This window comes from Hydrogenophaga flava NBRC 102514, from assembly GCF_001571145.1.
Taxonomy (GTDB): Bacteria; Pseudomonadota; Gammaproteobacteria; order Burkholderiales; family Burkholderiaceae_C; genus Hydrogenophaga; species Hydrogenophaga flava.
Map to the genome: position 1 here is coordinate 103,160 of NZ_BCTF01000011.1, position 15,081 is coordinate 118,240.

Sequence of the window (15,081 nt, forward strand, 5' to 3'; positions counted from 1 at the left end):
CGGCGTGAGCCGCCGAGTCAGCCCTGGTTGAAGTGCGCGGGGCGCTTGTCCAGCCGGGCGCGCATGCCCTCGTGCTTGTCGGGGCTGGCGAACGCGGTCTGGAAGGCGTTGCGCTCGTACTCCAGCCCGGCCGACAGCGGCGTCTCCATGGCCATCAGCACCGACTCCTTGATCAGGCGCAGCGCCACCGCCGGCAGCGCGCACAGCTGCTGTGCCACCGCCAGCGCGCGGGCTTCCACCGCCTCGTTGTCCAGCACCTCGGCCACCAGGCCGATGCGCGCGGCGGTCTCGGCGTCGATGGGCTCACCGAGCAGCAGCAGCTTCATCGCGCCGTGTTTGCCCAGCGCCCGCGTGAGACGCTGCGTCGCGCCGCCGCCGGGCATGATGCCCACCTTCACCTCGGGCTGACCGAAGCGCGCGCTGCGCCCGGCCAGAATCAGGTCGGCGTGCAGCGCCAGTTCACAGCCGCCGCCCAGCGCGTGCCCGCGCACCGCCGCGATCACCGGCTTCTTGCAGGCCGCGATCGCGCCCCAGAGCAGGTCGTGGCGGCGCTGCAGCAGGTCGATGGGGCCGGCGTCCACGTACTCGCCCAGGTCGGCGCCGGCGCAGAAGGCCCGTTCACCACCAGCGAGCACGACCACGCGCACCGCCGGGTCGGCGTCCAGGCGCCGGAAGGCCTCGGCCAGCGCCCGGCGCAGCGCCAGGTTGAGCGCGTTGAGCACCTCGGGGCGGTGGATGCGCAGCAGCACTACGCCGTCCTGTAGGCGTTCCTCGATCAGCGGGCTGTCGGTGACGGCGCTCATGCGGCACCCCCGCTGAACACCGGCGCGCGCTTCTCGAAGAAGGCGGCCACGGCTTCGGCGTGGTCGGCCGTGTGGTGCGCCAGGCCCTGCAGCCGGCCGGCGGCGTCCAGCGCCTCGTCCAGGGTGCCGGTGCGCGCCTGCTGCAGCAGCTGTTTGGTCCAGCGCAGCACCTGGGGCGGGTTGGCAGCAATGCGGCCGGCCAATTTCAGGGCCTCGGGCAAGAGCTCGTCGGGCGCGACCACGCGCGAGACCAGGCCGATGCGTTGCGCCTCGTCGGCGTCAATGGTGTCGCCGGTCAGCGCCAGCTCGGCCGCCTTGGCGTGACCGACCACGCGCGGCAGCAGCCAGCAGCCACCATCGCCGGGAATGATGCCGACCTTCACGAAGCTCTCTGCGAAGCGCGCGGTGGTGGATGCGATGCGCAGGTCGCACATGCAGGCCAGGTCGTTGCCAGCGCCGATGGCTGGGCCATTGACCGCCGCGATCAGCGGCACCTGCAGCCGCGCCAGCGCGCGCGGGATGCGCTGGATGCCCTGGCGGTAGCGCTCGGTGATCTCGTCGGGGGTGCCGGCGAACATGCCCGTGCGGTCGCGCATCTCGGCCACGTTGCCGCCCGAGCAGAAAGCGCTGCCGGCGCCGGTGAGCACGGCGGCGCGCACCGAGAGGTCCGCATTGAGTTTGTCCACCAGCGATTCAAAGGCGGCGAACATCGCTTCCCCACTGAGCGCGTTGCGTGTGTCGGGGCGGTTGATCGTGATGAGCGCGATGTGATCGCGGCGGGTGATGAGCAGGGGTTCGTTCATGCGTTGTCTCCCAAGTGTTCAATCGCCATGGCCACGCCCTGGCCGACGCCCACGCACATGGTGACCAGGCCGTAGCGCCCGCCTTTGCGCCGCAGTTGCCGCGCAGCGGTGAGCACCAGGCGTGCGCCGCTCATGCCCAGCGGATGGCCGAAGGCGATGGCACCGCCATTGGGGTTCACGTGTGGCGCGTCGTCCGGCAGGCCCAGTGCGCGGGTCACCGCCAGCCCTTGTGCGGCGAATGCCTCGTTGAGTTCGATCACGTCGAAGTCGCTCACGCGCAGGCCGGTCTGCGCGAGCAGTTTGTGCACCGCGGGCACCGGGCCGAAGCCCATCACCCGCGGCGCGACGCCGGCGCTGGCATAGCCGACGATGCGCGCCAGCGGACGCAGGCCGTGGCGCGACACCGCAGCTTCATTGGCCAGCAGCAGCGCCGCCGCGCCGTCGTTCACGCCCGAGGAGTTGCCGGCGGTCACGCTGCCGTCCTTGCGGAAGGCGGGCTTGAGCGCGGCCAGGCTTTCGGCGGTGGTGTCGGTGCGCGGGTGCTCGTCTTCGGTGACCTGGGTGACGGCGCCCTTGCGGCCGGGCACGTCGACGGGGGTGATCTCTTGCGCCAGCACACCCGAGCGCATCGCGGCCGCCGCACGCTGCTGGCTGCGCAGCGCGAACGCATCCTGGTCAGCGCGCGAGATGCCGTGTTCGCGCGCCACGTTCTCGGCCGTCTCGCCCATGGCGTCGGTGCCGTGCAGCTGTTCCATGCGCGGGTTCACGAAGCGCCAGCCGATGGTGGAGTCGTGGACCTCGGCGTGGCGCGAAAACGCGGCCGTGGGCTTGGGCATCACCAGCGGCGCGCGGCTCATGCTCTCGACGCCGCCGGCGATGGCCAGTTGCGCCTGGCCCGCGTGCAGCGCACGCGCCGCCTGCGCCACGGCTTCGAGGCCTGATCCGCAGAGCCGGTTCACCGTCACCGCCGGCACCTCCACCGGCAGGCCCGCAAGCAGCGTGCACATGCGCGCCACGTTGCGGTTGTCCTCGCCGGCCTGGTTGACGCAGCCGTAGACCAGCTCGTCGATCAGCGCCGGGTCCAGCGATGGATGCCGCGCCATCAGCGCGCGGATCGGGATCGCACCCAGGTCGTCGGTGCGCACCGACGACAGCGCACCACCGTATCGCCCGATGGGCGTGCGCACGCCGTCACAGAGAAAGGCGTTCATGTTCACAGGCCCAGCACGCGTTCGGCGTTGCCGTGCATGATTTTTTCCATCACCTCGGGCTTGTAGCCCAGCTCGTCCCACTCGCGCAGGATGCGTTCATACGGCAGGCTGGGGTAGTCGCTGCCGAACATGATCTTGTCCTGCAGGCGGCCGCGGATGTCGACCTTGAGGTTGCCCGGGAAGTGCTTGGGCGCCCAGCCCGACATCTCCCAGTACACGTTGCCCTTGTGCAGCGCGACGGCCGTGGTCTCGTCGACCCAGGGCCAGCCGGGATGGGCCATGATGATCTTCAGCTGAGGGAAGTCGGCCGCGAGCTGGTCGATGTGTTCCGGGTGGGCGTGGCGCACCAGGGCGCCGTTGCCGCCGGGCATGCCGGCGCCCATGCCGGTGGTGCCCACGTCCACCATCACCGCCGCGCCCATCGCGTTGATCTCTTCGAACAGCGGGTAGTAGCGCCTATCGCTCACGGCGAAGTGCTGCATGATGGGGTGGAAGTGGAAGCCGATGAAGCCCAGCTCCTTGATGGCCTTGCGGGCCTGGATCATCGCGATCTCGCCCTTGGCCGGCTCCACCGCGCCCCAGCACTGGATCACGCGCTGCGGGTTGCGTTTCCACATGCCGTGCACGTACTCGTTGGTGCAGGGCGGGGCGGCCACCGTGGTATCCAGATCGAGCGCGACGAGGCAGGCCTCGACGCCCGCGCCGGTGAACTCTGCTATCACGTCTTCTTCGCTCTTGCCCACCCAGTCGCGCTTCCAGTAGCGGGCCAGTTCGGCCGGGTAGGGGCCCTGGGATTCGATCCAGGTGGGGGTGCCGGGGTAGCAGTGCAGGTCGATGATGCGCATGGTGTGTCTCTTGTTTGTGTGGTTCAGTGAGCGGCGGCTGCGGCCTGTTCGTCCTGAAGCTTCTTCGCCACCAGTTCGCCCAGGGCTTTCTTGGACACCTTGCCGAAGGTGGAGACCGGGAAGTCGGGCAGGATTTCCAGCCGCTCGGGCAGCTTGAACTTGGCGATTTCCTTGGTCAGCAGAAAGCCGACCAGCTCCTTGAGGTGCAGCTTCTGATGCGGCTTGAGGATCACGAAGGCGCACATCTTTTCGCCCATCGCGGCGTCGGGCATGGGCACGCAGGCCACGTTCTGCACCGCCGGGTGCATGAGGATCAGGTTCTCCACTTCTTCGGCGCTGATCTTTTCGCCGCCGCGGTTGATCAGGTCTTTCTTGCGGCCCTCGACGATGTAGTTGCCGCTGGGGTGCTTGCGCATCAGGTCGCCGGAGCGGTAGAAGCCCTCGGGCGTGAACTGGCGCGCGTTGTATTCGGGCACGCCGTAGTAGCCGCGCAGCGTGTAGGGGCCGCGCACCGTGAACTCGCCCACCTCGCCGTCGGGTACCTCGCGCCCGTCGTCGTCGAGCAGCAGCACCTCGTCGTCCGGGCAGACCGGGCGGCCGCAGGTCTCCAGCTTGACCTCTTCGGGGTCGCTGGCGCGCACGAACATCAGCGTGCCTTCGGACATGCCGAAGTTCTCCTGCACGAACACGCCGGGGATCAGCGTACGCGTCTTCGCGCGCACCTCGGGCTGCATGCGCTGGCCACCGCTCTGGATCAGCTTCAGGCTCGACAGGTTGAAGTTCTCGACTGCCGGGTCGTTGATGAGGCGGATCAGCAGCGCGGGCACGACCTTGAGGTGCGTGACCTTGTGCTTCTCGATCAGCGCGAACATCTCGGCCGGGCGGGTGCTGCCGTGCAGGACCACCTTGGCGCCCTTGAACAGAAAGCCCTGGATGCCCGGGCAGGCCAGCGGCAGGTTGTGCGCGATGGGCAGCACCAGCAGCAGCACCGAGTCGGGCGAGATCTCGCAGACCTCGGCCGCCACCTTGGAGTTGTAGGCGTAGTCGTTGTTGGTGCGCGGGATCAGCTTGGGGATGCCGGTGGTGCCGCCCGAGAGCTGGAAGATGCAGGGGTCGGTCGGGTCGATCTGGATATCGCTCAGGCGCGAGTCGGGCAGCTTGGCGGGCTTGGCGATCAGCTCGCGCAGCGAGACCTCGCCCGCACCGGCGTTGCCCAGCACGATGCGGAACTTGAGCGACGGGTTTTCGTTCTGCACACGGGTGATGACCGGCGCGAAAGCGAAGTCACCCGCCGTGTCGGGGTAGACCGCGGTGGTGGCGCCCGAGAGCTGCACGAACTGGCTGATCTCTGCATAGCGGTGCGTGACCAGGGCCGCGATCGGGATGCAGCCGATCTTCTGCAGCGCGAAGTACAGCACCACGAACTCGTGCACGTTGGGCAGCGTGGGCACCACACGGTCCAGTGGCTGCAGGCCCAGGTCAAGCAGGTTGAGCGCGAGGTTGCTGCTCACCCGGTCCAGCTCGGCGTAGGTGTAGACCGTGTCGCCGTCGATCAGCGCGACGCGGTCGGCGTAACGCTGGAACACCTCGGCGAACTCCTGCGCCAGCGAGCGGTCCTGCCAGTAGCCTTTGGCGCGGTAGCGCGCGGCGAACTCGGGGGGGAAGGGAACGAATCCTTCGAGCATGGAAGTCTCCTCGGTGTGTCAGGTGGAACTGGTGAAACCGCCGTCGATGACGACCACCTCGCCCGTCACGAAGCGCATGCCGGTGATCAGGTTCAGCATCACCTCGGCCACGTCGTCGGCGGTCACGCAGCGCTTGAGCGGCGTGGCCTTGGCGCGCGCACCCATGAGCGCGTCGTACTTGTCGCCCAGCATGCGTTCCATCCAGTCGCCTTCCATCCAGCCCGGGGCGACGGCGTTCACGCGGATGTCCGGCCCCAGGTTCCAAGCCATCATCTTGGTCAGGCTCACCACCGCGGCCTTGCTGGCGGCGTACGGTGGTGGCTGCGGGCCGGGGCGCAGGCCCACGATGCTGGCGGTGTTGACGATGCAGGGCTCGCCGCCGGTTTCCTTGCTCTTACGCAGCAGTTCCACCGCCGCGCGCGTGACCTGGAAGTTACCGCGCACGTTGACCGCGAAGGTGCGGTCCCAGGCATCCATGTCCAGGCTGTCCAGGTCCTTGACCTTCCAGGTCGCGGTGGTGCCGGCGTTGTTGATCAGCGTGTCGAGACGGCCGAAGGCCTCGCCGACTTTGGCGAGCATCTGGCGCACCGCGGCGTCGTCGCTCACATCGCACTGCAGCAGCAGCGTCTTCGCGCCCAGGGCCTGGGCTTCTTCGGCCACGGCCTGCGCGGCCTGGGCGCTCGATGCGTAGTTGATGGCGACGTCGAAGCCGGCATGGGCCAGGGCCAGCACGGCGCTGCGGCCGATGCCGGTGCCGCCGCCGGTGACGAGGGCTTTCTTGCGTGAAGTCATGGGAGATCTCCGGGGAATGAAGGGGTGAGTGGGGCCCGGACCCCGGCGGTCCGGGGCCCTGGATGCGTGAAAAGGAAAGGGCTTACTGGGCCTGGATGCCCAGGTCGGCGACCAGGCGCTTCATGGCCTTCTGCTGCTCGTCGAAGAAGCTGCGCGCCGCGGCCACGCTGTCCTGCCGCGGGTAGACGCCCATCTCGCCCAACCTGGCCGTCACCTCGGGCGAGGCGGTGATGCGGTTCACATCGGCGTTGATGCGGTCGATCACCGCCTGCGGCGTGCCGGTCGGCACGATGATCTGGAACCAGCCGATGGCCTCGTAGCCGGGGTAGGTCTCGGCCACGGCCGGTACGTCGATGCCGGGCAGGCGCCTGGCCGAGGTCACGCCGATGGCGCGCAGCCGGCCCGACTTGACGTGCTGCAGCAGGCCGGGCACGCCGTCGATGGTGAGCGTGGCGTCGCCCGAGAGCACGGCGGTGACGGCCTCAGGCGGTGCGCGGAAGGGCACGGTGAACAGGCCCATGGCGCCGGCCTTGTTGACCATCTCGCCGGCCAGGTGGGGCAGGGAGTTGAGCTGCGGCGCAGCGAAATTGATCTTGCCGGGGTTGGCCTTGGCGTGCTTCGCCAGGTCAGCCACCGACTGGATGCCGCTGCTCGCGGGCACCGCCAGCATCAGCGGGCTGATGCCCACGGTGGCGGCCGAGCTGAGTTCGGTGTCGGGGTTGAACTGCGGGTTCTTGAACACCAGCGGCGTGATGGTGCCCATGGCCGCGGGCACGAAACCGATGGTGTAGCCGTCGGGCGCCGACTTGGCGAGTGCCGACATGCCGGGGATGCCGCCGGCACCGGGCTTGTTGTCCACCACCACGCCCTGGCCCCAGGCGGCGGCGAGCTTCTCGCCGAGGATGCGGGCGATCACGTCGGGGGCTGCGCCGGCGCCCGCCGGCACGATCATGCGCACCGGCTTGTTGGGCCAGCCGTCTGCCAGGGTGGAGGTGCTGGCCAGGGCCAGCAGGGACAGGACCGCCGCCTGGACGAGCCGGCGCTTGGACGAGATGGGCATGAGGTGTCTCCGTTGTCTGTTCGTGTGTCCCCGACATGGGGTGGAGCGGACTCTAGGGAGAGACGGGGATTCCAATAAGATGGCGTGATCTTCAAAGTGATTCGATTTTGGAATCACCTCATCCCTACCCCGGCCCCATGAAACTCGAACAGCTGCAACACCTGATCGCCATCGTCGAACACGGCAGCCTGCGCGCGGCCGCGCGCCGCCTGGACGTGCCTCAGCCCGCGCTGACGCGCAGCGTGCGCGCGCTGGAACGGGAGCTGGGGGTGGACCTGTTTGCGCGCCAGACCACGGGCATGGTGCTGACGGCCGAGGGGGGGCGCTTTCACCGCCGGGCCTGCGCGATCGCCAACGAGGCGCGGCGTGCGCGCGAGGAGGTGCAGCAGCCCGGGCCGGACTACGAAGGCACGGTGTCGGTGGCGCTGTCCATCATGCCGCACCTGGGCATGCTGCCCGAGGCGCTGCCGGTGTTCCGCCGCGCCTACCCCAAGGTCAAGCTGAGCATCACCGAGAGCCTGATGCCGGCGGTGGAAGGTGCGCTGCGCGAAGGCAGCATCGACTTCTACCTCGGGGCCGCACCGCGCCTCAAGCCCGGGCCGGGCCTGGTGCTGCAACACCTGTGTGACAACACGCGCGTCGTGGTCTGCCGCAAGGGCCACCCGCTGGCGCGGGTGCGCAGCCTCAAGGCGCTGGCCGGCGCCGAGTGGACCGCGACCACCATCGACCACAACGCCGAAGAAGACCTGGCGCGGCTGTTCGGCGCACACGGTCTTGAAGCACCGCGCGTGATGCTGCGCGCGCACTCCGCACTGTCCGTGCAGGTCGCGCTGGCGCAGACCGACCTGCTGGCCATGCTGCCCAAGCAGTGGATGAGCTTTGCGATGACGCGCGACGTGCTGGACGTGATCGCCGTGCGTGAGGTGCTGCCGGCGCCAGCCATCGTGCTGGTGCGCCGACCCGACCTGCCGCTGTCACCACCCGCGGAGTTTTTCAGCGATGTGTTGTTGCGCGGGCTGCCGCGCGGCTGAGCTTCGGCTTCTGGTTGCGCGCCGGACAAGGTCCGCCAACGGCATACAGGGACGGATGTTGAATGAGCCGCAAGAGGCGGGGGTGTCCGAATGATTGTTTTGAGAACGAAGACAGGGGGTTTGTTTGGAAACACGTGCAGTGCGGAAATACCTGGCAGACCAGGACCGAGCAATCAAAGACCTTCTGGGCAGGTATGTCGATGCCTTTGGCTGCCCCTGCCGTTCGCCGCGGTTTGAGTACTGGGTAGGCAAGTCACAGGGCCCTGGGTGGCAGGACAACTTTCAGGGCGACCTGATCACCGAGGCATTGAAATTGCCCACCTTTCAGAAGCGACAGCCCGAGGTCCCGTTGTACGAGCAGGAGTCGGCGGTCACGTGCACTGTGTGCGGCCGCGAGTGGCAGTACTTTGTTGAGGAGTGGCGCATGCTGGCTTTCCGGTATCTGCTGAAGCCGGTGGTCCCAAGCCCGGGGGCGCTGGCACTGACTCAGATGAATCCGTCGATGGTGGGCGGCAACGTGTATGCAACCGTTGGTCATGAGCCTGAAGAAGTGCGCCACGCAAGCCTGCCCGAATGGCTTGCTTTCATGAGCGAAGGCCTTCCAGAAAAGCCTCCGCGCAAGCTCCAGTGCTGAAGAGGCTGCTTGCCTGGTTGCGGCTGAGTTCCCAACGAAAGTCGATCTGAGGGCAACATTTGCGAGATTGCGCTTTTTTGAGGTTTCTCTTACATTTCATGTTCGCGATTTGCGAATTTTGAATAAATGCAACTCAAACCCCAAGACTTTCTAGTTGCCATCAAGCTGGTTGCTTGGGGTGAACAGCGCTGGACGTATGCACGGCTTGCGCAGGAGCTGGGGCTGAGCGCCTCTGAGGCGCATGCCGCGGTGAAGCGGGGGCTACAGGCTGGGTTGCTGTTGCAGAACCGAGTGCCTGAGGCATCGGTTGCCGGCGCATCCCGCGCCGTGGCAACGTCGCTTCAGGAACCTGAGGGTATCTATCGCGTGACGCGCAAACGGGTTCGGCGCAGCGCGTCGCCTTCTGGAGATGGCGCTCCGCTGGACAACCCGGTGCGGGTTCATGCCCAGGCGCTGGCGGAGTTCACGTTGCACGGGGCCAAGTACGCATTTCCTGGCGTGCGTCTGCCGTTGGCGGTTGGGGTGCCCACGAGCCACAGCGCGCCGGCGTTTGCCGGGGTGTTCGCACCGGGCAGTTCGGACTTTGTTTGGCCGCACCCCAATGGCTCCGTCCGCGGCATCGGGGTGGAGCCGTTGCACCCGTCTGTGCCTTTTGCTGCCATGCAAGACGCGAAGCTGTACGAGATGCTGGCGTTGTTCGATGCCCTGCGCGTGGGCAAGGCCCGTGAACGGAACATGGCCTTCGAACGCCTGCTGGCGCTGATCGACCCGAACGCGCCCGCGCCGCAAAAGGAGATGTTCCGTGGCTGACCCCAACCTGGCGTTGTTGGCGGGCATGGTGCGCGCCATGGGGCCGTTGTGTGAACAGGTGGTGTTCGTGGGAGGGTGTGCCACGGGTTTGCTGATCGACAACGCGAGCTTGATGGATGTGAGGCCCACGGAAGATGTGGACGCCATCGTGGAGGTGGCTTCCTTGGCCGGCTATCACCGGCTGGCCGATCAATTGGCAAAACGGGGCTTCAAGCAGACCATGGCCGACAACACCCCGCCGTTTCGCTGGTTCTGGAACCGTCTTCAACTGGATCTCGTGCCGCTGGACGAGAAGGTGCTGGGGTTTGCCAACCCTTGGTACCGGGCGGGCTTCGCCGCAGCGCTGAATGCCGAGCTGGCCGAAGGGCTGGTCCTGAGGCACCTGTCGGCGCCGTATTTCCTGGCCACCAAGTTCGAGGCCTTCAGGGACAGGGGCCAGAACGACGTGTTCATGAGCCACGATCTCGAAGACATCCTGACGGTGGTGGAGGGGCGATCCACCCTCGTGGCCGAAGTCGGTGCCGCGTCTGATGACGTGCGGCGGTACATCGCCCGCTCGGTGGCCGGTTTGCTGGCGCTGCCGGCATTTGCCAATGCCTTGCCCGGCCTGCTGAGCGACCCTGGGCAAGAAATCAATGTCCTGGCTCGTCTGGAACGGATCTCTCTGTTCACCCGACCCTCCTGAACACCACCCTCTCGTCCAGGCACTCTGGAGTCAGCCCCCTCAGCGCGCCTTCAGAAACTCCCCCACCTCCAGCAGGATCAGTTCGTTGTCGTCGGCCTTGTTCGGGTCGCGGCTGCTGGAGAACGGCAGGTTGTTGTCGTTGCCGACCACGATGTGTGTGGCGTCGAAGCGGTCCACGTTCTCGATGGTGAAGAAGGGGAAGCTCAGTTTGCCATCTACCAGCGGTTTGCGGGCCAGCTGGTTCGGATCGGCGATGTTGAGCAGGTCGATGTGGCCGATCTTGCGCAGCGCGCCGTTGGCGTTTGCATCGCTCAGCTCCACCTTCACCACGCGCTTGAACTTCGGCAGGTCGTGGAAGCAGTCGCTGCGCTTTTCGGCTTCGGGGCAGGCCTTGTCGGGTGTGCCTTCGCCGTTGTCGCGTTCGATGATCAGGCCTTCGGTGGCGCTGATCATGTTGAAGTCGCCGATGGCGTGGTGGTTGGCCTCCAGCACGTACTTCCAGTGCCGGCCGGTCCACTGTTCGGCCTTCACGTCGAACTCCAGCACGCGCAGGAACTGCTTGCCGTCCAGCGTCTCGGGCGCCTTGGCGGTTTCGTCCCACAGCGCGCCTTCGAGCAGGGCGTAGAGCTTGCTGCCATCGGGTGAGGACGCCAGGCCTTCGTAGCCCTTGGAGCGTCGCGACTGGAACTTCAGCTCGCCGTTGGGCGCGCCCGGGGTGGTGACCGAAGGGTGGTCGGGCGAGACGATGGTTTTGCCGTCCACCTTCGTGTCGATGACGGCCCGTACCCGGCCCTTCATGTCGGCCTTGATGAGGTACGGGCCAAACTCGTCGCCGATCCAGAAGTGCCCGCCAGCGATCTGGAAGCCTTCGGTGTCGAAATCGGAGCCGGTGAGGTAGCGCTGCTTCGTGCCTTCGTGGACGATGCGGAACGGCACCTTCTTGTCTGGGTCGTGCAGGAACACGGTCTGCAGGCGCTTGAACTGGCCGCTCTTGAAGTCCACTGCGTAGCGGTTGAGGAACAGCGCGAAGTCGGGCGAGTTGGCCTTGGAGCCGGCGCCGTTGTCGGTCAGCAGCCAGAAGCTGCCGTCGGCCAAACGCTTGATGCCCGAGTGGCCCTGGATCGGCTGGCCCTTGAAGGGCAGCGACACGCCGGTGGGGCGACCGGCGGACCTGCCTTCGACGGAGCCGATCGCTTCGACGCGCTGGCCGGTGGTGAACTTGCCGCTGACCTGCAGGTCGGCCGGCGCGTCTTTCGGCGCGGCGATGAAGGTCTTGGCCGGCAGCACCGCGTGGCCCGCGAGGGTGGCGGGGTAGGCGGTCTGGGCGTGGAGGTGGCCGGCGGCCAGGGTGAGCAGGGCGGGAAGGAGCCGGAGAGCGTGGTGCATGGTGTCGTCGGGGTGAGGGTTCGGATCGGCGGTGAAACCGCACAGCCGCGCAGCTTCGCCGCGCGCCGTGAAACCCGGACGACAGGTGTGTGACGGAGCTGTGAAGGCCCGCTCAGGCGCCGCCGCGGAACAGCGAGAAACCCCAGGCCGTGAACTTGAACGGCAGGTGGTAGTGCTGCGCCACGTCGGCGATGTGGAAGCGGTAGGGCACCACTTCCAGAAAGCCGGGGCCGGCACCGCCCTGACCCTGGGCGCGGTAGAAGTCGCCCACGGCGAAGCACACCTCGTAGCCCCCGGCCGTGATGGCCTCGCTCATCAGGGCCGGGTGCTGCAGCAGGCCGTTGGTGCCGATGCTGCCCTCGGCGATCAGGGGGCCGGCCGGCAGGCCGTCGGCGCCCAGGCGCTGCACGGTGACGCGCAGGCCGGCGCCGACGCGGCCGCTGGCGACGTCGACGCAATGGATGGAGAGTCCGCCACTCATGAGGGTGCGCTCCGCGTCAGTTCAGCCGGGCGCCCGAGGCCTTGACCTCCGGTGCCCATTCGGTGACCTGATCGGTCACGAACTTCGAGAACTCGGCCTGGCTCATCTTCTCGGACGACACGCCAAGGTCCGCGAGGCGCTTGGCCACATCGGGCCGCGCGACCACCTCCGCCACAGCGGCATTCACCTTGTCGATCACGTCCTTCGGCACGCCGGCTGGCGCCGAGATACCGAGGAAGTTCTCGGCCAGCAGCTTGGGGTATCCAGCTTCGACCACCGAGGGCACTGCGGGCGACATCGGTGCGCGGGCGCGTGAGGTGACCGCGATGCCCACCAGCTTGCCGTCCTTCATGTACGGCACGTTCTGCGTCAGTGTGTCCACCGCGAACTGCAGCTGGCCGCCCAGCAGGTCGGTGTGCATCGGCGACGAGCCTTTGTACGGCACGTGCTCCATCTTGAGCTTGTATTCCTTCTTGAACATCTCGCCCACGATGTGGCCGATGGAGCCGACGCCGCCCGAGCCGTAGTTGACCGGCTTGTCCTGCGAGTTGATCCACTTGATCAGCTCGGGCAGCGTCTTGGCCGGCACCGAGGGGTGCACCACGAACACGTTGGGCACCGAGCCGATGTAGGCGATGTGGGTGAAGCTCTTGACCGGGTCGTAGGGCGCCTTGTCCATCATGAACGGCGAAATGCTCATGGGCGCGGTGTTCGACAGCAGCAGCGTATAACCGTCGGGCGCGGCGCGGGCCACCTCGTTGGCACCGATGGTGCTGCCGGCGCCGGGCTTGTTGTCCACGATCACCGTCTGCCCCAGCTTCTCCTGCAGTCCGGGCTGCAGCAGGCGCGCCACGATGTCCGACGAGCCGCCGGGCGCGAAGGTGACCACGATGCGGATCGGCTTGGTCGGCCAGGCCTGGGCGAAGGTGGTCAGCGGGGCGAGCGACAGCAGGGCGCCGGCAGCAATCAGGGCTCGTGTGGGTTTCATGGCAGATGTCCTTGAAGTTTGGTTGAGAGGCGGAGATCCATTCAGTAGCCGAGCGCCCGGGGCAACGTGGTCACGATCGACGGGAAAAACATGCACAGCACCAGCACGGCGTACATCAGCGTGATGAAAGGCCATGCGCTGCGCACCAGATCGCGCATCGGGACGCGCGTGACGCCGCAGACCACGAACAACACCACACCGACCGGTGGTGTGAGCATGCCGATCACCAGGTTGAGAACGAACAGGAAGCCGAAGTGCAGCGGGTCGATGCCGTACTGCAGCGCGATGGGGTGCAGCAGCGGCACCAGCATGATGTACGCGGCGTTGGACTCCAGGAACATGCCCACCACAAACAGCAGCACCGACACCAGTGCGAGGAACACCAGCGGGTCAGAGGTGAGGGCGCGCAGCGCCTGCGAGAGCGTTTGCGGCAGCAGGTCCACCGTCATCAGGTAGGTGACCACCGAGGCGAAGGCGATCAGCGCACCGACCACCGCCGAGGTGATGGCAGCGCGCACCACCAGGCCCGGCAGGTCGCGCACCGAGAGCTGGCGCGTGATGAAGAAGCCGATGACCAGCGCATAGACCACCGCAATCGCTGCGCCTTCAGTGGCGGTGAAGGCCCCGCCCACGATGCCACCGATCACCAGCACCGGCATCGCCAGCACGATGGCCGAGCGGCGCAGCTCGCCGAGCACGTGCCGGAGGCTGAACGGCTCGCCGGTGACGGTCCAGCCTCGCCGCGTGGCGATCCACGAACACAGCGCCATGAACCCCACCGTGATGATCAGGCCGGGCACCACGCCTGCCATGAACATGCCGCCGACCGACACCGACGATCCCGCCATGAAGGCGTAGACGATCATGGCGCCGCTGGGCGGGATGATGGGTCCCAGATTGGCGGCCGCAGCCACCAGCGCCGCGGCGAACGGCTTGTCGTAGATCTTGGACAGCGATGGCACGAGGATGGACGAGAGCGCGCTCGCGTCCGACACCGCCGCGCCCGAGACCGTCGCCAGCCCTGCGCCCGAGAGCATGGTCACCTGGGCCATGCCGCCGCGCACCCGGCCCACCAGCGCGTTGGCCAGCGAGATCAGGCGCTCGACGATGCCCGCCTTGATCATCAGCTCGCCCGCGAGCATGAAGAAGGGAATCGACATCAGCGGAAACGAGTTGACCGCGTGCATCATGCGCTGCGGCACCATGGAGAAGTCCACCCCGGTGGCCCACAGGGCGCCGAGCGCGGCGACCCCCATGGCAAACGCGATCGGCAGGCCGAAGCAGGCCAGCAGCATGAAACCGATGATGACCGCGGCGCTCATTCCGCACCTCCAGCAACTGCGTGGGGTGGCCCCTGGATGGCAATGCGCACCAGGTGCAGGCCCGAGAGCAGGGCGCCGACGCCCACCGGCGCGATGAACCATCCCACGCTCCAGTCCAGTGTGGCCATGAGCTCATCCCACTGCTCGGAAGCCACGCCCCACGAGGCCCAGGCAATCGCTAGCATCATGGCCGCGCTGAGTGCCGCGGCCATCCGGCGCAGCCCGCCCTGCACGGGCAGTGGCAGTTTGTTGACCACGATGTCGATGCCGATGTGCGCGCCCTGGCGAACGCCCAGCGGGATCGCCAGGAAGATGCTCCAGACGAAGGCCAGGCGCGAGATTTCGTCGGCCCAGTCGATCGACAGGTTGAACCCGTAGCGCAGCAGCACCTGCGCTGACACCACGCCGACCATGGTGCCGACCGCCACCAGCAGCAGCATCATGACGAGGTGGTCCAGCGCGTTGAGCACGCGACCGGACCATCGCGCGGTGTCGTAGACGACAGGCAGCACCGGGTGGCGCAGGACGGCATCGGACATGGCGCG

General features: G+C 67.4%; 16 protein-coding genes. 4 read left to right on the forward strand and 12 right to left on the reverse strand.

What is annotated here, in order from left to right; all coding sequences use genetic code 11:
* Positions 1 to 17: 17 nt before the first annotated feature.
* The 7 genes from HFL01S_RS11445 to HFL01S_RS11475 all read right to left on the reverse strand — a co-directional run bounded on the left by HFL01S_RS11445 (position 18) and on the right by HFL01S_RS11475 (position 7,199).
* Complete coding sequence (locus HFL01S_RS11445) at positions 18 to 803, reverse strand: enoyl-CoA hydratase-related protein (protein ID WP_066258498.1); 786 nt, start codon at positions 801 to 803, stop codon at positions 18 to 20.
* Positions 800 to 1,606: a crotonase/enoyl-CoA hydratase family protein gene (locus HFL01S_RS11450; protein ID WP_066258500.1), complete on the reverse strand. Its 807-nt coding sequence runs from the start codon at positions 1,604 to 1,606 to the stop codon at positions 800 to 802. Before HFL01S_RS11450 ends, HFL01S_RS11445 begins: the two co-directional genes overlap by 4 nt.
* Positions 1,603 to 2,817: a 3-oxoadipyl-CoA thiolase gene (gene pcaF, locus HFL01S_RS11455; RefSeq protein ID WP_066258503.1), complete on the reverse strand. Its 1,215-nt coding sequence runs from the start codon at positions 2,815 to 2,817 to the stop codon at positions 1,603 to 1,605. The genes HFL01S_RS11450 and pcaF overlap by 4 nt, the downstream gene beginning before the upstream one ends.
* A 2-nt stretch (positions 2,818 to 2,819) precedes the next feature.
* Positions 2,820 to 3,662, reverse strand: coding sequence for an amidohydrolase family protein (locus tag HFL01S_RS11460; protein ID WP_066258504.1), 843 nt, complete (start codon positions 3,660 to 3,662; stop codon positions 2,820 to 2,822).
* Positions 3,663 to 3,685: 23 nt separating this feature from the next.
* Entirely contained in the window at positions 3,686 to 5,347 is a 1,662-nt protein-coding gene (locus HFL01S_RS11465) for a (2,3-dihydroxybenzoyl)adenylate synthase (RefSeq protein WP_066258506.1), read from the reverse strand.
* Positions 5,348 to 5,365: 18 nt separating this feature from the next.
* Positions 5,366 to 6,139 carry an SDR family NAD(P)-dependent oxidoreductase gene (locus tag HFL01S_RS11470; RefSeq protein WP_066258509.1) on the reverse strand — a complete coding sequence of 258 codons (774 nt, stop codon included), beginning with the start codon at positions 6,137 to 6,139 and terminating at the stop codon, positions 5,366 to 5,368.
* A gap of 82 nt (positions 6,140 to 6,221) precedes the next feature.
* On the reverse strand, positions 6,222 to 7,199 hold the full coding sequence (locus HFL01S_RS11475; RefSeq protein ID WP_066258510.1) for a Bug family tripartite tricarboxylate transporter substrate binding protein: 978 nt from the start codon (positions 7,197 to 7,199) through the stop codon (positions 6,222 to 6,224).
* A 137-nt stretch (positions 7,200 to 7,336) separates the two neighbouring features.
* Between HFL01S_RS11475 and HFL01S_RS11480 the strand changes: the two genes are divergently transcribed.
* The 4 genes from HFL01S_RS11480 (at position 7,337) to HFL01S_RS11490 (ending at position 10,359) form a co-directional block, all read left to right on the forward strand.
* Positions 7,337 to 8,230, forward strand: coding sequence for a LysR family transcriptional regulator (locus HFL01S_RS11480; RefSeq protein WP_066258512.1), 894 nt, complete (start codon positions 7,337 to 7,339; stop codon positions 8,228 to 8,230).
* A 139-nt stretch (positions 8,231 to 8,369) separates the two neighbouring features.
* Positions 8,370 to 8,864, forward strand: a complete 495-nt coding sequence (locus HFL01S_RS11485) for a hypothetical protein (protein ID WP_066258514.1) — start codon at positions 8,370 to 8,372, stop codon at positions 8,862 to 8,864.
* A gap of 126 nt (positions 8,865 to 8,990) precedes the next feature.
* On the forward strand, positions 8,991 to 9,674 hold the full coding sequence (locus HFL01S_RS25075) for a hypothetical protein (protein ID WP_157538846.1): 684 nt from the start codon (positions 8,991 to 8,993) through the stop codon (positions 9,672 to 9,674).
* Positions 9,667 to 10,359 carry a hypothetical protein gene (locus HFL01S_RS11490; RefSeq protein WP_066258516.1) on the forward strand — a complete coding sequence of 231 codons (693 nt, stop codon included), beginning with the start codon at positions 9,667 to 9,669 and terminating at the stop codon, positions 10,357 to 10,359. The genes HFL01S_RS25075 and HFL01S_RS11490 overlap by 8 nt, the downstream gene beginning before the upstream one ends.
* A 39-nt stretch (positions 10,360 to 10,398) precedes the next feature.
* On the opposite strand, the gene HFL01S_RS11495 is transcribed toward HFL01S_RS11490, so the two are convergent.
* From HFL01S_RS11495 to HFL01S_RS11515, 5 genes are all read right to left on the reverse strand, one after another.
* The gene (locus HFL01S_RS11495) at positions 10,399 to 11,745 is read right to left on the reverse strand and encodes an esterase-like activity of phytase family protein (protein WP_066258518.1); all 1,347 of its coding nucleotides are present in this window, start codon (positions 11,743 to 11,745) and stop codon (positions 10,399 to 10,401) included.
* Between the two features lie 112 nt (positions 11,746 to 11,857).
* The gene (locus HFL01S_RS11500; RefSeq protein ID WP_066258520.1) at positions 11,858 to 12,226 is read right to left on the reverse strand and encodes a hydroxyisourate hydrolase; all 369 of its coding nucleotides are present in this window, start codon (positions 12,224 to 12,226) and stop codon (positions 11,858 to 11,860) included.
* Positions 12,227 to 12,242: 16 nt separating this feature from the next.
* Positions 12,243 to 13,214: a Bug family tripartite tricarboxylate transporter substrate binding protein gene (locus tag HFL01S_RS11505; protein ID WP_066258522.1), complete on the reverse strand. Its 972-nt coding sequence runs from the start codon at positions 13,212 to 13,214 to the stop codon at positions 12,243 to 12,245.
* A gap of 41 nt (positions 13,215 to 13,255) precedes the next feature.
* On the reverse strand, positions 13,256 to 14,536 hold the full coding sequence (locus tag HFL01S_RS11510; RefSeq protein WP_066258524.1) for a TRAP transporter large permease: 1,281 nt from the start codon (positions 14,534 to 14,536) through the stop codon (positions 13,256 to 13,258).
* Positions 14,533 to 15,075 carry a TRAP transporter small permease gene (locus tag HFL01S_RS11515; RefSeq protein ID WP_066258525.1) on the reverse strand — a complete coding sequence of 181 codons (543 nt, stop codon included), beginning with the start codon at positions 15,073 to 15,075 and terminating at the stop codon, positions 14,533 to 14,535. Before HFL01S_RS11515 ends, HFL01S_RS11510 begins: the two co-directional genes overlap by 4 nt.
* Between the last annotated feature and the right edge of the window lie 6 nt (positions 15,076 to 15,081).